Below are 19,938 nucleotides of genomic sequence, written 5' to 3'. Positions count from 1 at the left end.
CGGGCACGACGCTAGGTAGCCGGGGCGACGGTCGAGGGCCGCGCGACGGCCACCGGTGGACGACGGCGCGCGAGGGCGCACCTGTGGACGCGAGGTGGGCCCGGGCGGGTGCGGGCGCAGGTGCGCGGCGGCGTACCCCGCCCTTGTGGCAGCGGTCACCGCGAGCCACACTCGGGCCCACTCGACCGCCGTGCCGCGCGGCCGGCACCCCCGACGCCCCGAAAGGCGCCCTCCGTGGTCACTCCGATCGACCCCACGTCGCTGGCCTTCCTCATGATCGAGAGCCGCAGCATGCCGATGCACGTGGGTGGGCTGCAGCTGTTCGAGAACCCCGCGGGCGCCGGTCCGGACTACACCCGCGAGATGTACGAGTGCATGCGCGACGTCAGCGAGATGTCGCCGCTGTTCCTCAAGCGGCCGCACCGCTCGGTGCGCACCGCGGGCCAGCTGGTCTGGAAGCAGGACGAGCAGTTCGACGTCGACCACCACGTCCGGCACAGCGCCCTGCCCCGTCCCGGCCGCATCCGCGAGCTGCTGGACCTCGTCGGCCGGCTCCACGGCACCCGGCTCGCCCGCGAGCGCCCGCTGTGGGAGGCGCACGTCATCGAGGGGCTCGACGACGACCGGGTCGCGCTCTACACGAAGGTCCACCACTCGCTGGTCGACGGCGTCTCCGCCATGCGGCTGCTGCAGAGCGTGCTCAGCGAGGACCCCGAGGAGCGCGGGATGCGGGCGCCCTGGGACGCCAACCCCCGCGAGGGCGCGACGCCGCGCAGCCGCGACCGTGGCTCGATCGACCTCGCCGAGGTGCCGGTGCAGGCCCTGCGCAGCGCGCTCGGCATCACCGCCGAGGCCGCCGGGCTGCCCGGCGCGGTCGTCCGCACCCTGTCCAAGGGGCTGCGCAACGAGACCTCCGCACTGTCGCTCTACGCCCCGCGGACGATCTTCAACCAGCGGATCACCGGTTCGCGGCGCTTCGCCGCGCAGGACTGGCCGGTCGAGCGGCTGCGCGCGGTCGGCCGGGCGACCGGCACCACGCTGAACGACGTCGTGCTGGCCATGTGCGCCGGCGCGCTGCGCAGCTACCTGCTCGAGCTCGACGCGCTGCCGGACTCCTCGCTGGTCGCGATGGTGCCGGTCGGCCTCAACGCCAAGCAGTCCCACGTCGCGAGCAGCGACGGCGGCAACGCCATCGGCGCGGTCATGGTGCAGCTGGCGACCAACCACGAGGACCCCGCGCGCCGGCTCGACCTGATCCACGACTCGATGCGCGACGGCAAGGAGGCGCTGTCGTCGATGACGCCGATGCAGATCGTGGCGATGAGCGCGCTCGGCCAGGCGCCGGCGATCATCACCCCGCTGCTGCGGATGCAGGGGCTGGTGCGGCCGCCGTACAACGTCATCATCAGCAACGTCCCCGGCCCGCGCTCGACGCGCTACTGGAACGGCGCGCGCCTCGACGGCACCTACCCGGTGTCGATCCCCATCGACGGCATGGCGCTCAACATCACGTGCACGTCGTACGACGACAAGCTGGCGTTCGGCCTGACCGGCTGTCGCCGCACCGTCCCGCACCTCCAGCGGCTGCTCGTCCACCTCGACGACGAGGTCGCGGCGCTGGAGAAGGCCGCAGGCGTCGCCTGACCCGTCGGGGTCTCAGCCCCAGCCGACCCGCTCGTCGAGCCCGCCGCCGAGCAGCCGGTCGACCGCGCGCAGCCGCGCCCGGGTGATGTCGGCGACCGTGCGCAGGCCGGCCGCGTGGGCGTTGGAGCCCGGCCGGGTGGGCTCGGCGCAGTTGACCGAGACGCAGCGGCGGGTGCCGCCGTCGGCGAGGTTGGCCAGCGCGACCGCGTGGCCGGTGGTGCCGCTGCCGGCGAACGGGTCCAGGACGACCGCGTCGGGAGGCATCGTGCCGAGCACGCGGCGTACCAACCCGGTGGGCTTGGGCGACTCGAAGACGTGGCCGACGAGCTCCTTGAGCTCGGCGACCGCGGTGTCGGTCGAGCCGACCTCCTCGGCCAGCCAGATGGTCCGCAGCTTCTTGCGGCGGCCGCCGTCGCGCTCGAGCCAGTCGCGCTGGAAGACGTCGACCCGCTCCCCGCGGCGGCCCTGCACCACCCGGCACACCAGGTCGTCGGGGCGCTCCTCCATCAGCGGCCGGCTCCACCGCCACACCGCCGGCCGGCCGTCGCCGAAGACCGGCACCACCTCGACCGCGCCGGCGAACGGGGTCGTGGCCACCCGGCCGGTGCCCGGGTCGCCCCACACCGGGAAGTGCAGGGTGGGCGCGCTGACCGGGTTGAACTTCTTGTTGGTGTTGCGCAGCGGCAGCTGGCGGTAGCGCCGCCCGGACTCGGCGTCGACGAGCGGGAAGTCCGCGGCCACCACCGTCTCGGCGCTGCTCGCGTCGAGCACGGTGCGGCGGGCGTCGCGGGCGTAGACGAGGAGGTACTCGTGGCTGGTCGCGAACCCCCGGCCGAGCTGGCGGCCCTTGGGGTTGAGGTTGACGACCACCTGGGCCAGGAAGTTCTGCTCGCCCATCACCTCGTCGAGCAGCAGCCGCAGGCGCGCCGCCTCGTTGTCGTCGATGCTGACGAAGAGCGCGCCGGTCTCCCGCAGCAGGTCGCGGCAGCCCTCGAGCCGCGGGCGCACCATCGCCGCCCAGGCCTCGTGCCGCCCCGCTGCCCGGCCGGCGCCACGCACGTCGCCGCGGAAGTCGTCGCGGTAGGTGAACTCGTGGCCGGTGTTGTACGGCGGGTCGGTGCACACCACGTCGACCTGCTCGCCGGCGGCCGCCATCGCGCGGAGCACGTCGAGGTTGTCGCCCTCGACGAAGGTGTTCCACGGCCGCACGCCGCCGACCCTAGGGCCGTCCGGGCGGGATTGGCGGGACGTGCCGCGGGTCACCAGGAGGTCGTGGACCACCGCGAGCCCCGCCGGCACGGCCCGGTCCTCCCGGGCGTGCTGGTCGTGCTCGTGCTCCTCGGCCTGGTGGTGCTGCGCGACCCGGGCGGCAGCGGCGACCGGCTGCGGGCACTGCTCGGCACCGAGCAGCGCCGGGCCGCCGCGGTCGCCGTGCCGGAGGGCGGCGGCGCGTACCGCTTCGCCGCGACCCAGCCCGACTCCGACGAGCCGGTGAGCTGGAACCCCTGCCGCGACATCGAGTACGTCGTCAACCCGGCCGGCGCGCCGGCGCACTGGCCCACCCTGGTCGAGCGCAGCGTGGCGACCGTGTCGGCGGCGACCGGCTTCCGGTTCGCCTTCGGCGGGGAGACCGACGACCGCAACTTCACCGACCGCATCGGCGCGCTGGGCCGGTCCGCACCGGTGCTGATCGGCTTCGCCGACGAGGAAGAGGTCGCCGACCTCGCGGGCGACGTCGCCGGCGTCGGCGGGGCGGCGTACCTCGAGACCCCGGGGCACTGGCGCTACAGCACCGGCATGGTCGTGCTCGACACCGACGTCTTCACCGACCTCTCCCCCGGCGGCGACCCGCGCGCCCTCGCGCTGCAGGCGGCGATCCTCGACCACGAGCTGGGCCACGTCGTCGGCCTCGGGCACGTCGACAGCCGCGCCGAGCTGATGCACGCCGACAACATCGGGCGGACGTCGTTCGGCCCCGGCGACCGGCAGGGGCTCGCCCTGCTGGGTGCGGCGCCCTGCGGCTGACACGCGTCCGGCTGACACGCGTCAACGGGGATCCCGCTGAGGGCGTGACCCGCGCCTCGCTCGCGCGTTCTACCGGTGGGTAACACGTGCCGTCGACCGCCAGGCACCGAACCGACAGGGACCTCATGCGCCGCACCGCCGCCACGCTCACCGCCACCCTCGCGCTCCTCGCCGGCGGGCTGGCCGCCGCCCCGAGCAGCCCGGCCGCCGACCGGCAGGCCGCCAGCGGCAGTGCCGCCAGCGGCCTCGGTGACACCGTCGCACGGGCCGCGGTGACCACGCGCGACGCCTGCATCACGAGCGTGCCCGAGCCGGGCGCGACCGCGAAGGTCGACATCTGCTACACGGTCTTCAAGCCGAGGGCAGCCACCAAGAAGCGCCCGGTGCCGATGATCATGCACAGCCACGGCTGGGGCGGGAAGCGCGCGGAACAGCCCGAGATCCAGGCCTGGCTCGACGCGGGGTACGGCGTGCTCTCCTTCGACCAGCGCGGGTTCGGCACCTCCGGGGGCCACGCCCACGTCGAGGACCCGACCCTCGAGGGCCGCGACGTCCGCGGGCTCGTGAAGGTCGTCGCCGGCCTGCCCTGGGTGCAGCAGGACGGCCCCGGCGACCCGCGGATGGGCGCCATCGGCGGCAGCTACGGCGGCGGGTACCAGTACGTCGGCGCCTTCGAGCTGCTTCGTCTCAAGGGCAAGCCCGTCTTCGACGCGCTCTCCCCGCAGATCACCTGGCACGACCTGAGCCAGAGCCTCGCGCCCAGCGGCGTCGTGCGCACCGAGTGGGCGCTGGCGCTCAGCGCCGCCTCGCTGATCAGCGACGCGCTGCCCGTCAACGTCTACAAGGCGCTCCTCGAGGGCGCCGCGCTCGGTGTGTGGCCCGACGGCTCGATCCCCGGCACCGAGGACATGGTCAGCTTCTTCCGCAAGAACGGGCCCAAGTGGCACGTCGAGCACGGCCGCCGCCTCGACATCCCCATGCTGCTCGGGCAGGGCACGACCGACGGCCTCTTCCCGCTCGAGCAGGGCTTCCGCAACTGGAAGCGGGCGATGACCGCGAAGGCCCGCCGCCAGAGCATCTTCGTCGCCTACAACGGCGGCCACGTGCTCCCCGCGATCCTGCCGGCCGGCACCACCGCCGACACCGACCCGTGCAGCCGCAAGCTGGCGGGCGGCGACTTCGAGAAGCTCAACATCCGCTTCTTCGACCAGGTCCTCCGCGGCCGGCGCACCGGCCTGCGCGGCTTCGGCAAGATGCACCTGGCCACGCCGGGCGACCGCTGCACCACGATCGCCACCCCGCAGGCCAACACGGCGAAGAAGATCGGCACCGTCGCCACCCTCGAGGGCGTCGGCACCCCGCTGTCCTACCCGGTCGCCGCCGGGCCGATCCGCGTCGCCGGCACGCCGTACCTCACGGGCAGGCTGACCGCCCTCGGCCTGCAGAACCGCGCCTTCTACGGCCTGGCCGTCGGCCGCACGCCGCTCGACGCCCGCCTGGTGCAGAACAACGTGCTGCCGATCAACGAGCCCACCCCGGTGCTCGGCGAGAAGCGCCGCGTCGCGCTGCCGTCGGTGGCCGTCGACGTGCCGAAGGGGCAGCACCTCTACCTCATGGTCACCCCCATCTCCGACACCTTCCTGCTCATGGGCTCGCGCCTGCCGGGCGTGGTCACGATCGAGGACACGGTCGTCCATCTCCCCGTCGTGGGTCGGTGATCGGCTTAACCTTGCGCGGGTGCGCGCCCGACTCCCCCTGACCGCCGGCGCCCTCGTCTGTGCCCTCACCCTCCTCACCACGGGCGCGACCGGGGCCCCCGGCACGTCCACGCCGTCGATCTCTGCCTCGCCGTCCGCCGCGACCAGCAAGACGGGTACGTCGGGGGGTACGCCGTCGCGCAGGCCGGACCTGCGGGCCGAGCGCGGCCCGCAGCACACCTCCGACGGCCAGCCCGGCTGGCGGGCGCCGGTCGTGCCGCGGCTGCTCGCCGGGCTGCCGCCCTCGCGCACCGACCCGACCCGGTCGGTGGTCGCGCCGGGGGTGACCCTGACCCGGTGGGACGAGGCCGACGCTCGCGGGCCGCAGCGGTTCTCGCTGCTGACCGTCGACCCGTCGGTCCCCGGGGTCTCGCTCGACTACGCGGGCGCCCGGAGGGTCTCGGGCACGGCCACCCTGCCGACGCTGCTGTCGGCGGCGTACTCCGGTCCCGGCACGGTCGCCGGCGTCAACGGCGACTTCTTCGACATCGGCGACACCGGCGCCCCGCTCGGGACGGGCCGCGACGTGGAGCGCGGCGTGCTGCACGGACGCGCCTCGGGGTGGACCTCGTCGTTCTCGATCGACAAGCAGGGCCGGCCCGACATCGGCGAGGTGCCGCTGCGGGCGTCGGTGAAGCAGCGGCCGGGGATGCGGATCACCAACCTCAACTCGCCGTTCGTCGAGCCCGGCGGCATCGGCATCTACACCGCGGCGTGGGGCACGACGTCGGGCTACCGGGTCACCAGCGGGCAGCGCAAGCAGGTGCGGATGGTGCTCGTCCGCGGCGGCAAGGTCGTCCGGACCCGGGCCAGGCTCACCAGCGGCACGAAGATCAACGGCGTCCTCCTCGTCGGCCGCGGCCCCGGGGCGAAGGCGCTGGCCCAGCTGCGCAAGGGCGCCCGCCTGGACGTGAAGTGGTGGCTGCAGGGTGGGCCGCGGATGGCGATCAGCGGCAACAAGGTGCTGGTGCGCGACGGCGTCGTCGAGGTCGTCGACGACCGGGTGATGCACCCGCGCACCGCCATCGGCGTCGACCGCGACACCGGCGAGGTGCTGGTGCTCGTCGTCGACGGCCGTAAGACCTGGAGCCGCGGCGCGACGATGGTCGAGCTGGCCGCGACGATGATCGACCTCGGTGCCGACGAGGCGCTCAACCTCGACGGTGGCGGCTCCACGACGATGCTCACCCGGGGCGGCGACGGCCGGCTCGGCGTCGTCAACACCCCCTCCGACGGGCACCTGCGACAGGTCGCCAACGGGATCCAGGTCCGCTACCGCCCCTGAGCGGCACCGCGGGCACGGACGTCCGGGAGGACGGGCTAAGGCACGGCGAGCGCGACGGTGGTGACCGGCACCCGGCACTGCTCGTCGCTCTTCGGCAGGTCGACCTCGATGTCGTCGCCGCTCAGTCGGGCGCTGGTCGGCGACGCGCAGCCGACCGCAACGACGCTGGCCAGCACCCGCCCGTCCTGCTCGGCCAGGGTCTCGACGCGGGCCCGCACCTCCGCGCCGAACGCGGGGTCGAGCGGCTCGAGGAACCCGGCGAGGGCGGCCTCGTCGCCCACCTCCACCGCCTCCTCGGTCACCGCGCCGCCCGCGTCCGAGGCTCGGAGCAGCTCGACCTCGGGAGACCCGGCGGTCCCGTCGGTCCCGCCGGTCCCGGTGTCCGAGGTGGCCGGCGCCTCCGCCGGTGCGTCGTCGGACTCCCCGCACGCCGCCAGCAGGCCGCCGGGCGCGAGGAGGGCGCTGGCCAGGGCGAGGGCTCCGAGATGACGTCGCATGGTGCTGGGACGCTACCCGCGGCCCAGGAGTTCCCTCGGCCGCTGGCATGCTCGGGGCGTGCCCCGGACCTTCACCCGCGCGGAGCTGGAGTCCTTCCGTGACCGGGAGGTGCCCGACCTGCTGCCCGGACCCGACGGCCCGGAGCTGCGGCTGCTCTTCGTCGGCATCAACCCCGGCCTGTGGACCGCTGCGACGCAGACCCACTTCGCCCACCCGGGCAATCGGTTCTACCCTGCGCTGCTGCTCGCCGGGATCGTGGAGCGCCGCATCGACCCCGCGGCCGGGATGAGCGACGAGGACCGCGACCACCTCCGCTCGCGCGGCATCGGGATCACCAACGTGGTCCGCCGGGCGACCGCTAAGGCGTCCGAGCTGACCCCCGAGGAGTACCGCGCCGGCGGGCTCGCGCTCGTCGAGACCGTGCGCCGCGCCCGCCCGCACGTGGTCGCCGTCGCCGGCATCACGGCGTACCGGGCCGCGTTCTCGCTGCCCAAGGCCGTGCCGGGCCGGCAGCCCGAGCCGCTCGCCGGCGCGGACCTGTGGGTCGTGCCGAACCCGAGCGGCCTCAACGCCCACGAGACCGTCGCCTCCCTCGCCGAGGCGTACGCCGCGCCCGCGCGCGCCGCGGGCATCCTCCCGGCGGTCTAGGGCGCGGCCGGGTCCGTCGCCGGCGCCGGCGCGGGGAACGGGTGGTCCTTGCCGAGCACCACGAGCCCGTCCTCGACGTGGAAGCCGCGGGCGCGGTCCTCCTCGTGGTCGACGCCGATCCGCGCGCCGGGCGGCACGACGACGTTCTTGTCCAGGATCGCGCCGCGCACCACCGCGCCGGCCCCGATCCGCACGCCTTGCATCAGCACCGACCCCTCGACGAGCGCGCCCGAGCCGACGCCGACCGACGGGGAGAGCACGGAGCGGGTGACCGTGCCGCCGCTGACGACGGTGCCCGGCGACAGCACCGCCTGGTCGACCTGGGCCGGCGTCCCGTCGGCGCCCTGCACGACCTTGGCCGGCGGCTGCGGGCCGTAGGAGGTGTAGATCGGCCAGTCGAAGTTGTAGAGGTTGAAGACCGGCAGCGGGGAGACGACGTCCATGTGGGCGGCGTAGAACGACCCGATGGTGCCGACGTCGCGCCAGTAGCCGCGGTCGCGGTCGGTCGCGCCCGGCACGACGTTGTCGCGGTAGTCGTAGACACCCGCCTGGGCACGCCGCACGAACGCCGGCACGATGTCGCCGCCCATGTCGTGCTGGGAGCCGGTGGTCGTGGCGTCGCGGGTGACGGCCTCCACGAGCGCGTCGGCGTCGAAGACGTAGTTGCCCATCGACGCCAGCACCTCGCTCGGCGCGTCGGGCAGGCCCACCGGGTCGGTCGGCTTCTCGTGGAAAGCACGGATCCGCCCGGGGTCGCTCGGCTCGACCTCGATGACGCCGAACTGGTCGGCCAGCCCGATCGGCTGCCGGATGGCCGCGACCGTGCAGGCCGCTCCGCTCTCGACGTGCTGGGCGACCATCTGGGCGAAGTCCATCCGGTAGACGTGGTCGGCGCCCACCACGACCACGATGTCGGGCTTCTCGTCCTTGATCAGGTTCAGCGACTGGAAGATAGCGTCGCCGCTGCCGAGGTACCAGTGCTTGCCGACCCGCTGCTGGGCCGGCACCGGGGTGACGTAGTTGCCGAGCATCGTCGACATCCGCCAGGTCTGGGTGACGTGGCGGTCCAGGCTGTGCGACTTGTACTGCGTCAGCACGACGACCTTGAGGTAGCCGGAGTTGACGACGTTGGAGAGCGCGAAGTCGATCAGCCGGTAGATCCCGGCGAACGGCACCGCCGGCTTGGCCCGGTCGGCGGTCAGCGGCATCAGCCGCTTCCCCTCCCCGCCGGCGAGCACGATCGCGAGGACCTTCGGACGGGCCTGGGGGCTCGGCGACGCGCTCATGGCGTCACCGTAGACCCGCCCACCGACGACGGCGCTAGGTTCGAGCCGTGCGAGTCGACGTGCTGACCAAGGAGTACCCGCCGGAGATCTACGGCGGCGCGGGCGTGCACGTCGCCGAGCTGGTCCGCGCGCTGCGGCGCCGCGACGACGTGACCGCCCACGTCCACGCCTTCGGCGCGCCGCGGGAGGAGCCGGGGACGTCGTCGTACGCCGACCCGGCCGAGCTCGCCGGCGCCAACGCCGCGCTGCGCACCCTCGGCGTCGACCTCGCGATGGCCGACGCGTGCGCCGGTGCCGACCTGGTGCACTCCCACACCTGGTACGCCAACCTCGCCGGCCACCTCGCCGGCCTGCTCCACGGCGTGCCGCACGTCGTGACCGCCCACTCGCTGGAGCCGCTGCGGCCCTGGAAGGCCGAGCAGCTGGGCGGTGGGTACGCCGTCTCCGGCTGGGCCGAGCGCACCGCCTACGAGTCCGCGGCGGCGGTCGTCGCGGTCTCGCACGCCATGCGGGCCGACGTGCTGGCGGCGTACCCCGCCGTCGACCCGGCCCGCGTCCACGTCGTCCACAACGGCATCGACACCGAGCTGTGGTCGCCGGTCGACGACCCCGACCGGGTGCGGGCGCTGGGCGTCGACCCCGACCGGCCCTCGGTGGTCTTCGTCGGGCGGATCACCCGGCAGAAGGGCCTGCCCTGGTTCCTCCGCGCCGTGGCCCAGCTGCCGCCGCAGGTGCAGGTCGTGCTGTGCGCCGGAGCGCCGGACACCCCCGCGATCGAGGCCGAGGTCGTCGCGCTGGTCGACGACCTGCGGGCGACCCGGACCGGCGTGGTCTGGATCCGCGACATGCTCCCCCGCGCCGACGTGGTCGCGCTGCTCTCGGCCGCCACCGTCTTCGCCTGCCCGTCGGTCTACGAGCCGCTCGGCATCGTCAACCTCGAGGCGATGGCCTGCGGCACCGCCGTCGTCGCCACCGCGACCGGCGGGATCCCCGAGGTGGTCGTCGACGCTGATGCCGCGACCGCTGATGGCGACGCCTCCGGCACCGGTCTGCTGGTGCCGATCGAGCAGGCGACCGACGGCACCGGCACGCCGCTGGACCCGGACCAGTACGTCGCCGACCTCGCCGCCGCCCTCACGACGCTGGCCACCGACCCCGACCGCGCCGCCGCGCTCGGCCGGGCCGGCCGGGAGCGCGCGCGCACCGCCTTCGGATGGGACGCCATCGCCGAGCGCACGGTCGAGGTCTACCGCTCGGTGCACTGACCCACCTGTCGTCCACAGCCCCTGCCGGCCGCACTCCCGTCCACAGGCCCGCCCGCGAGCGGCCCGCAGGACGGGCGCCCCGCGGCAGGGTCGTGGTCATGACCTTCGCACCCGTGATCGAGACCCAGACCGACGTCGAGCGCACCTGGCGCACCCTCATGCAGCCGCTGGGGTGGAGCCGCACCAGCACCTGGCTGATGCTCATCGGCCCCGACTCCCGACCCCTGCCGCAGCTCACCGAGATCGAGGACTGCGACAGCCCGCCGCCCGAGGACGGCGCGACCCAGCTCGGCTCGCTGCTCGCGCAGCTGCAGGCGCAGGTGATGCCCGAGGGGATGCGCGTCGCCTTCCTGCGCTCGCGGCCGGGCTCCCACCGTGCCGACGACCTGGACCGGGCCTGGGCGGAGATGCTCTACGCCGCGGCCCGCGTGGCCGGCGTGGCCGCCGAGGTGGTCCACCTGGCCACCGACGTGGACGTGCTGGCCCTCCCGATGGACGAGGCGGCCCTTCCCGTGACCACCTGAGAGTGGCTACGGTCCGCCGGTGACCAAGCTTGTCTTCCTGCTGTCCGGCACCGACGGTGCCGGCACCTCACGTGACCTGCTCCTCGGGGCCGACCTGCGCGAACGGCTCGCGCGCGTCGGCGCGACCCGGCTCCAGGTCAACCTCGACGACGAGCCGGTGGCCGCCGCGATGCGGATCGCCTCCCCCACCGGGCCGGTGCACGCGGTCGTGTCGGTCTGGACCGCTGGGGAGCGCACGGCGGCCGGGCCGGTCGTCGACGTGCTGACGGCGGCGCTGGACGGCAGCGGGGTGTCGCTGGCGGGGTTCGAGGTGGAGGAGCGGGTGCCGCTCGCACCGCCGGCCGCGCCGGACGGCGAGCGCGCCGAGGCCCTGGCCAACGTCGCGGTGCTGCGCCGACCCGCGGACCTCGACGAGGCCGAGTGGCGCCACCGCTGGCTGGTGGACCACACACCGGTGGCGATCGAGACGCAGGGGACGTTCGGCTACGTGCAGAACGTCGTGGGCACGGCGGTGACCGGCGACGCGCCGTACGTCAGCGCGGTCGTCGAGGAGCTGTTCCCGATGGCGGCGACCACCGACCTGCACGCGTTCTACGGCAGCGGCGGGGACGACGACGAGCTGCGGTCGCGGATGGAGCGGATGATGGCGAGCGTGTCCCGGTTCGGCGCGGACCAGGGCATCGACCTGGTGCCGAGCAGCCGCTACTGCTGGTCGCTGGCGCCCGTCGGCTAGCGGCGCGAGCGCCGCGCCACGGCGTACGCCGGCGCCCGCACGCGCCGGACCCAGTCGTGGTTGGGCAGGCCGGGGAGCTCGTTGAGGATCGCGTCGAACTCCAGGTCCGGGTCGTCGACCCCGTCGCCGGTCGGGCCGGGCTGCTCGGGCTCGAGGTGGAGGTCGGCGAAGACCCGCCAGTCGGTCCGCAGCCCCGCGACGGCGAGCTCGACGTGGCGGTCGTCGACGTAGCGCGCGCCGAGCAGGACCGAGCCCTGCGGCCCGCGGTAGGGGAACAGGGTGGTCAGCGGACGGGTCGTCATGCCGGCCGACGGCACGACCAGGAACCGGCTGACCGGCCCCCACCCGTTGGTGGAGAGCAGCACGTCGGCGTGGCTGCCGCGGCCGGCCCGGACGTCGTCGTACGACGCGCCGCCCAGCGGCACCTTGATCGCCAGCCCGTGGATGTCGGGCATGCCCGCGGGCAGCCCGATGCCGTTGGACTCCCGCGCGACGACCTCGTCGACGCCGGCCTGGTCGACGAACGGCACCCCGATGCCCGGGGTGAGCCCGTGCCGCTGCAGCCGACCGCGCAGCACCCGGCCGGTGGGGTGCATCGGCTTCTCGGCCGGGCGGACGGCGGCGAGGCCGCGGACGGCGGTGGCGATGACCGCGCCGCCCACCTTGGCGGGCAGCGCGGCGAGGGGTCGGACGTCGGTCATGTGCGCCTCCGTGGCGAGCTGGTCGTGCGGGGTGGGAGCCGGTGCAGGACGACGTCGCCGATGACGCCGTCCTCGAGGTGGGCGGTCAGGTACGTGCAGTGCGGCTGCTGCCGCCGGTCGGTGGGCGAGCCGGGGTTGAGCAACCGCAGGCCAGCGGGCGTCGTGGTGTCCCAGGGGATGTGGCTGTGGCCGAAGACGAGCAGGTCCAGGTCGGGGTACGCCGCGTCGGCCCGCGCCTCGCGTCCCTGCTTGCCGCCGGTCTCGTGGACGACGCCCACGCGGACGCCGCCGAGATCGGCCCGGGCGACCTGGGGCAGCCGCGCCCGCAGGCCGGGACCGTCGTTGTTGCCCCAGCACGCGACGAGCCGGCGGGAGCGCGCCTCGAGCCGGTCGAGCGTCTCCTCGTCGACCCAGTCGCCGGCGTGGACGACGACGTCGGCCGCCTCGACCGCGGCCCACAGCTCGGCCGGGAGGTCCTTCGCGCGCTTCGGGAGGTGGGTGTCGGCCATGACCACCAGGTCGACCCCGTGCTCGTCACTCATCGGTCGCCGCTCACCCGCAGGCGACGCAGCGCCGGGCGTCGGGCCGGACCTCGAGGCGCTCCGCGGGGATGGCGCGGCCGCAGGCCTCGCACAGGCCGTAGGTGCCGTCGCCGAGCCGGGCCAGGGCGGCCTCGATCTCCGCGAGACGTCGGGTCGCCTGCTGGACGAGGGTGTCGAGCTGGGAGCGCTCGAAGGCGATGGTCGCGCCCTCGGGGTCGTGCTCGTCGTCGGCGTTGGTGTCGCGGGACGCCTCGACCATCCCGGTGTAGTCGCCGCGCAGCGTCGCCAGCCGTCGGCTCACCAGGGCGTGCTCGCCCCGCAGACGCTCCTCGGTGCCGGCCGCGTCCGCCGCTGACGACGTGCCGGTCAGGCCGCCACCTGGCTGATGATCAGGCACCCGAACTCCTGCCAAGGCTGCCCCTGCCGGGCCACCGCCAGCTCGGCCGTGCTTCCGCCGACCATCCGTGCGGCGACGAGCAGCGCCTCGCCGTCGTCGGCCTGCTCCGGTGAGGCGAGCACGCCGGTCATCGTCCACTCCGAGACCGGTACGCCGTGGCGCATCCGCCGGCTCATCCGGCTCCACGTCGTCGCCGCCAGCACCAGGTCCACCGACCCGCCGTCCGGGAGCGGGACGTGCACGGTCAGCCCGTGCACAAGCGACTGCGGACCGAGCAGGCTCGCCTCGCGGGACTCCGTCACCACGACGTCGTCGGTGCCGGCCTCGTCGAAGTAGGAGTGCCCCACGGGCTGCTCGAGCCCGCGGCGGAAGAGGCGGCCGCACACCGGTACGGCCTGCGGCCGGATCACCGAGGCGGTACGCGTGGCGAGGGTCAAGATGGACATGCTGCGGCGGTACCCGCACGACCTGTCGCACACACCGCCGCCCCAGACCACCTCCGCGGCCTTCCCCTGCTGGTCGAGCGTCGACGAGACCCACCCGCTGGTCGAGCAGCGAGCCCTGGCCGGTGGGTCGAGGAGGCGCGCCAGCGCCGTCTCGAAACCGAGCGTCGACGAGACCAGGTGAGATGCGAAGGGCGCTGATGGGTCGCCGCCCTGCGCGGGTGCGGGGGTTTCGTCGACGCTCAGGCGCAGCACGCCTTCGCTGCTCAACCAGCGGCTTCGCGGTCTATGTCCGCGTGTGGAAGGAGACGCCGCCGTCAGGGTGGTGGGTGGTCTCGAAGCGGGGGTCGTGGATGCGGGCGTGGTGGCGGGGGCAGAGCAGGCGGGCGTTCTTCATGTCGGTCTTGCCGCCGTGGAGCCAGCTGTCGTCGTGGTGGGCGTGGCAGAGGTGCGCCGGCCAGTCGCAGCCGGCGGCGGTGCAGTTCTTCTGGGTGATCGCTAGCCCGCGGCGCTGAGCGCCGGAGAAGAGGCGGGCTGTGCGGCCGAGGTCGAGGAGCTCGGAGCGGGTGCCGAGGACGGCGGGGAGGAGTCCTGCCTCGCAGGCCATCCGGCGGGCGAGCGAGGCGGAGATCGGTTCGCCGGACTCCAGCGTGGCGCGACCGGTCTCGCTCGTGAGGTCGGTGAAGTCGATGAGCAGCACGATGGAGGCGTTGAGGCCGCCGAGCTTCGGGAGCTTGTCCGCGGGGAGGCGTTCGAGCAGCTCGCAGAACGCGTCGCCCATCCGCTCGGGCGAGGGGCGGCGCTCGACCACTTCCGCCGTCTCGTCAACCTTGGTCGCGGCTTGGTGCTTGGGGGCTGCGAACGCGAGCAGCATCTTCTTCAGCATCTCGCCGTGCAGCGTCGGGATCGAGAACTTCCCGCGGTAGCTGCCCCGACCGTCGGGGCACATCGTCAGCCACGCTCTTGCGCGGGCTTCGCGTTCCTCGCGCTCCAAGGCCCGGGCGTCGCGCTCCTCGCCGATCTCGGGGGCGACGACGGTCAGGACGTGCTTGGCCAGGATCGCCAGCGTCTTCGGAGTGACGTCGATCGCCTCGTTGAGCAGGTGCTTCTCGGCCCGCTCCGGGATCGATGGGTCTTCGAGGTCGTCCGGGAGCCGGTCGACGCACTCGGCGATGACCTTCGCGTGGTCCACGCTGATCGCGCCCTCAGCCAACGCAGCCGACGTCGGTGCATGGCGGTCGAGGGACTCCGCGAGCCGCATCCGACGTTTGGCCGCGGGTCGGTCCTGGCGGGTCTCGTGTCCCCACCACGACGCCGTGTCGGTCGCGCCGACCTTGTCGCCCACCGCTCGCCGGTCCGCCTCGGCGGCGAGGCGCAGCTCGAGCGCTTCGACCTGGGCGCGCAGTCGGGTGGCCTCCAGGAGGGCGGTCGAGACCTCGGTGTCGGACATCTGCCACAGCTGGGAGCTGCACGCGGCGCGGGTCTTCTTGCGGAACTTCGCGACCGCGCGGCACACCGGGTGCGCACTGTGTCGGGAGTCCTTGGCCATGGGTCTACTCAAGCAGCGACCACCGACAGTCACGGGGCTGTTTCCCCAGGTCAGACCACTATTCGGACAACATTCTGAGGAATTTCTCGGCGGGTTTCGAGACGGGCCTGGCGGCCCTCCTCAACCAGCCGCGAGAGGCAGCGGGGGACGCCTGCCGCGAGCCGGGAAGCAGCCGCGAGCCACGGCGTACCTCGTCCTCATAGCTGCCCCACCGCGACCACCCACGGCCTCGCGGTCGAGGTCGGCTACCAGGGGAGGGCTCGCTGCTCGACCAGCGGGAGAGGAGGGGCTAGATGACGAGGGAGAGGAGCAGGACGAAGACGAGGCCGGAGACGGAGAGGACGGTCTCCATGAGGGACCAGGTCTTGATGGTCTGGCCGACGCTCATGCCGAAGTACTCCTTGACGAGCCAGAAGCCGGCGTCGTTGACGTGGGAGAAGAAGACCGAGCCGGCGCCGACGGCGAGGACCACCAGCGAGGTCTCGCCGGTGGAGAGGCCGTCGACCAGTCCGATCATCAGCGAGCTGGCGGTGATGGTCGCGACGGTGGCCGAGCCGGTGGCGAGGCGGATGAGCACCGCGAGCACCCACGCGAGAAGCAGGACGGGGATGTTGCCGTCGCGGGCCCAGTCGGCGAGCAGCGTGCCGATGCCGGTGTCGACGAGCACCTGCTTGAAGCCGCCGCCGGCGGCGACGATGAGGATGATGCCGGCGATCGGGGGGAGCGAGGACTCGATGATCGAGCCGACGTCCTTGACCGACGTGCCGAGCGCGGTGCCGAAGGTGACCATCGCGAGCAGGGTGGCGAGGAGCAGCGCGACGAGCGGTTCGCCGAGGACGTCGAGCACCTGCCGGACCGGTTGTCCCTCGTCGGAGATGAAGATGTCGGCGAGCGCCTTGGCGAGCATCAGCGCGACCGGGGTGAGGACGGTGAGCAGGGTGACGGCGAAGGTGGGGCGGCGGTCGCCGGCGGTGCCGCGCTCCTCGTCGTCGCGGACGTCGAAGCGGTCCGGCGGGTCCAGCACCACCCAGCGGCCGGCGATCGAGCCGAAGAGCGGCCCGGAGACGATGACGGTCGGGACGGCGACGAGCACGCCGAGGGCGAGGGTGACGCCGAGGTCGGCGCCGAGGTAGTCGATCGCGGTCAGCGGGCCGGGGTGCGGCGGCACCAGGCCGTGCATGGCGGAGAGGCCGGCGAGCGCCGGGATGCCGACGGTGATCAGCGAGACCTGCGCGCGTCGGGCGACGAGGAAGATGACCGGCATCAGCAGGACCAGGCCGATCTCGAAGAACATCGGCAGGCCGATGAGCGCGCCGACGGCGGCCATCGCCCACGGCAGCGTGCGCGGCCCGCTGCGGCCGACGATCGTGTCGACGATCTGGTCCGCGCCGCCGGAGTCGGCGAGCAGCTTGGCGAACATCGCGCCGAGCGCGATCAGGATGCCGACGCCGGCGGTGGTGTCGCCGAAGCCGGTGGAGAAGGAGTCGAGGACGTCGAGGATGTTCTCCCCCGCGACGATCCCGACGGTGAACGCGCCCAGGATGAGCGCGAGGAACGGGTGCAGCTTGACGAGGGTGATCAGGACGACGAGCAGCGCGATCGCGACCAGCGCCGCGGTGACCAGCTGCCAGCCGCCGGCGACCGGCTCGGCGAGCTCCTCGGCAGCCATCACCTGCAGGGCGACGTCCGTCCGCGGCATCAGCGACTCCTCCCGTCGACGGCGTCCACGTACCCCTGCACGATCGCGTCCACGCTCTGGTCGACGTCGAGCACGACACCGTCCTCGTCGGGCTCCAGCGGCTCGAGCGTCGCGAACTGCGAGGTCAGCAGCGACGCCGGCATGAAGTGGCCGGGCCGCGAGGCCTGCCGCCGCTCGATGACCGCGCGGGCACCCTCGAGCAGCACGAACGTCGTGGCGGGCGCGTGGTGGCGCAGCTGGTCGCGGTACTTGCGGCGCAACGCCGAGCAGCTCATCACCCCGCCCCGGCCGGACGCCTCGTGCTCGGCCAGCCAGCGGCCGATCTCCTCCAGCCACGGCCAGCGGTCGGCGTCGTCGAGCGCCTCCCCGCGCGCCATCTTCGCGATGTTGGCCTCGGGGTGGAAGTCGTCCGCGTCGGCGAACGGCACCCGCAGCCGCTGCGACAGCGCGGCTCCGACGGTCGACTTCCCCGAGCCCGAGACGCCCATGACGACCAGGAGGTGGCTCATCGCCTCACCGTACGCCGCGCGGCAGCAGCGCCGCGACGAGGAACTCGGCGGCCGCACGCTCGAAGACCGGCCCGTGCCGCAGCATGGCGTGGCCGGCCCCGGGCACGTCGCGCCACTCGACGTCCGCCCGCCGCCGGAGCCGGTCGACGACCAGCCGCGCCCGCTCGGGCAGGGCGACCCGGTCCTCGGTGCCGTGGACGACGAGCGCCCGGCGCCCGGTCAGGTCCACGTCGTCGGCCGGGTGCAGCCAGGGGTTGAGCGCGACGACGGCGGCGACCGCGGGCTCCGGGCCGGCCATCAGCGCCGCCCGACCGCCGAGCGAGTGCCCCACGAGGCCGACCGGGAGGTCGCCGTACCGCTCGCGCACCCGCGCCAGCGCCCACCGCACGTCGTCGACGGGCGTGCGGTCGGTGCCCCACCCGCGGGCGGCGTTGAGCACGCGGTGGACCGCCAGCCGGCCGCGCCCGGCCCGCGCGACCCGCGCCGCGACCGGCACCATCCGCAGCACCGACGGCTGCCACGGGTTGACCGCCGGGTCGCCGGGACGGACGTCGCCGCCGTGCAGGGCGAGCACCACCGCCGCGGGGTCGCGCGGCGAGCGCGTCGGCAGGAGGCGGGGCTGGCTGGCGGGCTGGCTCACGGGCTGGCAGGTACCCGGTCGGCCGTGGTCCCCGCCACCCAGCGGCCGGTTCGCCCCACGCCCGGCATGACCCGTTGTGACTACACGACCGTCCCCGGTGGGACCGATACCGGCCGGTAGGGCCGTTTTCCCGGTCGTCCACCACCCACGACGGCCCGCCAGCGGCCACACTGGACAGGCTCCCTCCGAATGTCAGGACCCCCCACGTGACCACACCCGCACCTCGATGGACCCGTCGCGCCGCCGTGACCGGCAGCGCCGCTGCCGCCGGCACCGCCGTCGCGACCCTCGCCACCGCAGCGCCGGCCTCCGCAGCACCGGCCACGGCCGCGGCCCGCCGCTACAAGCCGGCCCGCTACACCCGGACCCGCGTGCTCGCCGCGGGCGACCGCCACGTCGCGGCCCGCTTCTCCTACGGCCTCACGCCCGCGCTCGAGGCGGAGGTGACCGCGGCGGGCGGCGGCCGGGCCTGGTTCGGGCGCCAGCTCGACACGGCGTACGACGGCGCGGCCGACGGCGTCGCCGACTGGTGGCCCGACCTGCACCTGTCCCCCACCCAGCTGCTCGCCCTGCACACCAGCGGGCGCCGGGCGGGCTGGCGCGTCATGCAGGACTACGGCCGCCGCCACCTCGCGCGCCGCATCCTCTCGCCGCGGCCGGTGCTGGAGAAGGTCGCGGAGTTCTTCGAGAACCACCTCCACGTGCCGGCCGACGGCAACCTGCACTGCATGTACCGCGTGCAGTACGGCGAGGTGATCCGCAAGCACGCGCTCGGCCGCTTCGACGACATGCTCGTCGCGGCGACCACCCACCCGGCGATGCTCGTCTACCTCGACGGCGCGACGTCGACGAAGAAGGCGCCGAACGAGAACCTCGGCCGCGAGCTGCTCGAGCTGCACACCGTCGGGGTCGGCGCCTTCACCGAGGACGACGTGAAGTCCTCGGCGCGGATCCTCACCGGCTGGCGCGTCGACGTCGGCCGGACGTGGGCCCACGGCTACCTGCCCGCTGACCACTGGACCGGCCCCGTGCAGGTCCTCGGCTTCCGTGACGCCAACGCCTCCTCGGACGGCAAGGCGCTGTGCGAGCGCTACCTGCGCTACCTGGCCCACCACCCGGCGACCGCGCGCCACCTGGCCCGCGAGCTGGTCGTCAAATTCGTCCGCGACGACGCCCCGCAGGGCCTGGTCGACCGGCTCGCGAAGGTCTACCTCGACCACGACACGGCGATCCGGCCGGTGCTGGAGGCGCTCGTCGCGTCGCCGGAGTTCGCCGCGTCCGCGGACGCCAAGCTGCGCGACCCGGGCGAGGACGTCGTGGTCAGCCACCGCGTGCTCGGCACGACGATCGCCCGGCCGCTGGTGCGTGACGACACCTCGATGGCCAACCTGCTGGCCCCCGCCGCCGCGCTGGTCGGGCAGGCGCCGTTCACCTGGCCCGCGCCCAACGGCCAGCCACACACCAACGCGTTCTGGGGCTCCCCGGCGCGGGCGATGGCGTCGTTCTACGTCCACTGGACGCTCGCCGGCGCGGGCGGCACCGGCGTGACCTATCGACCGATGAGCGCCTGGCTGCCCCAGACGAGCATCACCTTCGACCTCTGGGTCGACCACCTCTCCCGGGTCCTCCACCACCGGCCGTCGACCGCCGAGCTGCTGCAGGCGTGCTGCGAGGCGACCGGCGTCGCCCCGACCGAGCGGGTCACCCGCACCCACCGGCTGATGCAGCGGGCGCAGGGCCAGCGGCTCCTCGCCGTGTTCCTCGACCACCCGGCCCACTTCCACCACTGAGGA

General features: G+C 74.1%; 20 protein-coding genes. 9 read left to right on the top strand and 11 right to left on the bottom strand.

The genetic code is table 11. The annotated features are described in order from the left end of the window. The first annotated feature begins 234 nt into the window (after positions 1-234). The gene (locus QWY29_RS01605) at positions 235-1,644 is read left to right on the top strand and encodes a WS/DGAT/MGAT family O-acyltransferase (protein ID WP_300958905.1); all 1,410 of its coding nucleotides are present in this window, start codon (positions 235-237) and stop codon (positions 1,642-1,644) included. A gap of 12 nt (positions 1,645-1,656) precedes the next feature. On the opposite strand, the gene QWY29_RS01600 is transcribed toward QWY29_RS01605, so the two are convergent. Further along, on the bottom strand, positions 1,657-2,943 hold the full coding sequence (locus QWY29_RS01600; protein WP_300958904.1) for a site-specific DNA-methyltransferase: 1,287 nt from the start codon (positions 2,941-2,943) through the stop codon (positions 1,657-1,659). Between QWY29_RS01600 and QWY29_RS01595 the strand changes: the two genes are divergently transcribed. The 3 genes from QWY29_RS01595 (at position 2,917) to QWY29_RS01585 (ending at position 6,711) form a co-directional block, all read left to right on the top strand. Beyond that, entirely contained in the window at positions 2,917-3,669 is a 753-nt protein-coding gene (locus QWY29_RS01595) for a hypothetical protein (protein ID WP_300958903.1), read from the top strand. The genes QWY29_RS01600 and QWY29_RS01595 overlap by 27 nt on opposite strands. A gap of 125 nt (positions 3,670-3,794) precedes the next feature. Further along, positions 3,795-5,387 (top strand): CocE/NonD family hydrolase, encoded by a 1,593-nt coding sequence (locus tag QWY29_RS01590; protein WP_300958902.1) that lies wholly within the window; start codon positions 3,795-3,797, stop codon positions 5,385-5,387. 19 nt (positions 5,388-5,406) lie between these two features. Continuing rightward, positions 5,407-6,711 carry a phosphodiester glycosidase family protein gene (locus QWY29_RS01585; RefSeq protein WP_300958901.1) on the top strand — a complete coding sequence of 435 codons (1,305 nt, stop codon included), beginning with the start codon at positions 5,407-5,409 and terminating at the stop codon, positions 6,709-6,711. A 35-nt stretch (positions 6,712-6,746) separates the two neighbouring features. On the opposite strand, the gene QWY29_RS01580 is transcribed toward QWY29_RS01585, so the two are convergent. Then, on the bottom strand, positions 6,747-7,208 hold the full coding sequence (locus QWY29_RS01580) for a hypothetical protein (RefSeq protein ID WP_300958900.1): 462 nt from the start codon (positions 7,206-7,208) through the stop codon (positions 6,747-6,749). 58 nt (positions 7,209-7,266) lie between these two features. On the opposite strand from QWY29_RS01580, the gene QWY29_RS01575 reads away from it, so the two are divergent. Further along, positions 7,267-7,857, top strand: coding sequence for a mismatch-specific DNA-glycosylase (locus QWY29_RS01575; RefSeq protein WP_300958899.1), 591 nt, complete (start codon positions 7,267-7,269; stop codon positions 7,855-7,857). Here QWY29_RS01575 and glgC read toward each other — a convergent pair. Next, positions 7,854-9,143 carry a glucose-1-phosphate adenylyltransferase gene (glgC, locus tag QWY29_RS01570; protein ID WP_300958898.1) on the bottom strand — a complete coding sequence of 430 codons (1,290 nt, stop codon included), beginning with the start codon at positions 9,141-9,143 and terminating at the stop codon, positions 7,854-7,856. The genes QWY29_RS01575 and glgC overlap by 4 nt on opposite strands. 47 nt (positions 9,144-9,190) lie before the next feature. Between glgC and glgA the strand changes: the two genes are divergently transcribed. The 3 genes from glgA to QWY29_RS01555 all read left to right on the top strand — a co-directional run bounded on the left by glgA (position 9,191) and on the right by QWY29_RS01555 (position 11,665). Beyond that, a complete protein-coding gene (gene glgA / locus QWY29_RS01565) occupies positions 9,191-10,408 on the top strand; it encodes a glycogen synthase (RefSeq protein ID WP_300958897.1) in 1,218 nt (405 codons plus the stop codon). A 98-nt stretch (positions 10,409-10,506) separates the two neighbouring features. Then, on the top strand, positions 10,507-10,932 hold the full coding sequence (locus tag QWY29_RS01560; protein WP_300958896.1) for a hypothetical protein: 426 nt from the start codon (positions 10,507-10,509) through the stop codon (positions 10,930-10,932). A 19-nt stretch (positions 10,933-10,951) separates the two neighbouring features. Then, positions 10,952-11,665 carry a hypothetical protein gene (locus QWY29_RS01555; RefSeq protein ID WP_300958895.1) on the top strand — a complete coding sequence of 238 codons (714 nt, stop codon included), beginning with the start codon at positions 10,952-10,954 and terminating at the stop codon, positions 11,663-11,665. Here QWY29_RS01555 and QWY29_RS01550 read toward each other — a convergent pair. From QWY29_RS01550 to QWY29_RS01515, 8 genes are all read right to left on the bottom strand, one after another. Next, the gene (locus QWY29_RS01550; RefSeq protein WP_300958894.1) at positions 11,662-12,366 is read right to left on the bottom strand and encodes a hypothetical protein; all 705 of its coding nucleotides are present in this window, start codon (positions 12,364-12,366) and stop codon (positions 11,662-11,664) included. The genes QWY29_RS01555 and QWY29_RS01550 overlap by 4 nt on opposite strands. After that, entirely contained in the window at positions 12,363-12,908 is a 546-nt protein-coding gene (locus QWY29_RS01545) for a metallophosphoesterase family protein (protein ID WP_300958893.1), read from the bottom strand. Before QWY29_RS01545 ends, QWY29_RS01550 begins: the two co-directional genes overlap by 4 nt. Before the next feature lie 10 nt (positions 12,909-12,918). Next, positions 12,919-13,209, bottom strand: coding sequence for a TraR/DksA family transcriptional regulator (locus tag QWY29_RS01540; RefSeq protein WP_300958892.1), 291 nt, complete (start codon positions 13,207-13,209; stop codon positions 12,919-12,921). 65 nt (positions 13,210-13,274) lie between these two features. Further along, positions 13,275-13,751, bottom strand: a complete 477-nt coding sequence (locus QWY29_RS01535) for a hypothetical protein (protein WP_300958891.1) — start codon at positions 13,749-13,751, stop codon at positions 13,275-13,277. Positions 13,752-14,034: 283 nt separating this feature from the next. Beyond that, positions 14,035-15,297, bottom strand: a complete 1,263-nt coding sequence (locus QWY29_RS01530) for an HNH endonuclease signature motif containing protein (protein WP_300958890.1) — start codon at positions 15,295-15,297, stop codon at positions 14,035-14,037. A gap of 289 nt (positions 15,298-15,586) precedes the next feature. Continuing rightward, positions 15,587-16,996: a GntP family permease gene (locus tag QWY29_RS01525; RefSeq protein ID WP_439117374.1), complete on the bottom strand. Its 1,410-nt coding sequence runs from the start codon at positions 16,994-16,996 to the stop codon at positions 15,587-15,589. Then, positions 16,996-17,505 (bottom strand): gluconokinase, encoded by a 510-nt coding sequence (locus QWY29_RS01520; protein ID WP_300958889.1) that lies wholly within the window; start codon positions 17,503-17,505, stop codon positions 16,996-16,998. Before QWY29_RS01520 ends, QWY29_RS01525 begins: the two co-directional genes overlap by 1 nt. A gap of 4 nt (positions 17,506-17,509) precedes the next feature. Then, a complete protein-coding gene (locus QWY29_RS01515; protein WP_300958888.1) occupies positions 17,510-18,145 on the bottom strand; it encodes a dienelactone hydrolase family protein in 636 nt (211 codons plus the stop codon). 206 nt (positions 18,146-18,351) lie between these two features. Here QWY29_RS01515 and QWY29_RS01510 point away from each other — a divergent pair, with 206 nt between their 5' ends. Then, on the top strand, positions 18,352-19,935 hold the full coding sequence (locus QWY29_RS01510) for a DUF1800 domain-containing protein (RefSeq protein ID WP_300958887.1): 1,584 nt from the start codon (positions 18,352-18,354) through the stop codon (positions 19,933-19,935). The last annotated feature ends 3 nt before the right edge of the window (positions 19,936-19,938 follow it).

The organism is Nocardioides abyssi (assembly GCF_030412915.1).
GTDB lineage: Bacteria > Actinomycetota > Actinomycetes > Propionibacteriales > Nocardioidaceae > Nocardioides > Nocardioides abyssi.
This window is presented reverse-complemented; position numbering and strand designations above follow the sequence as displayed.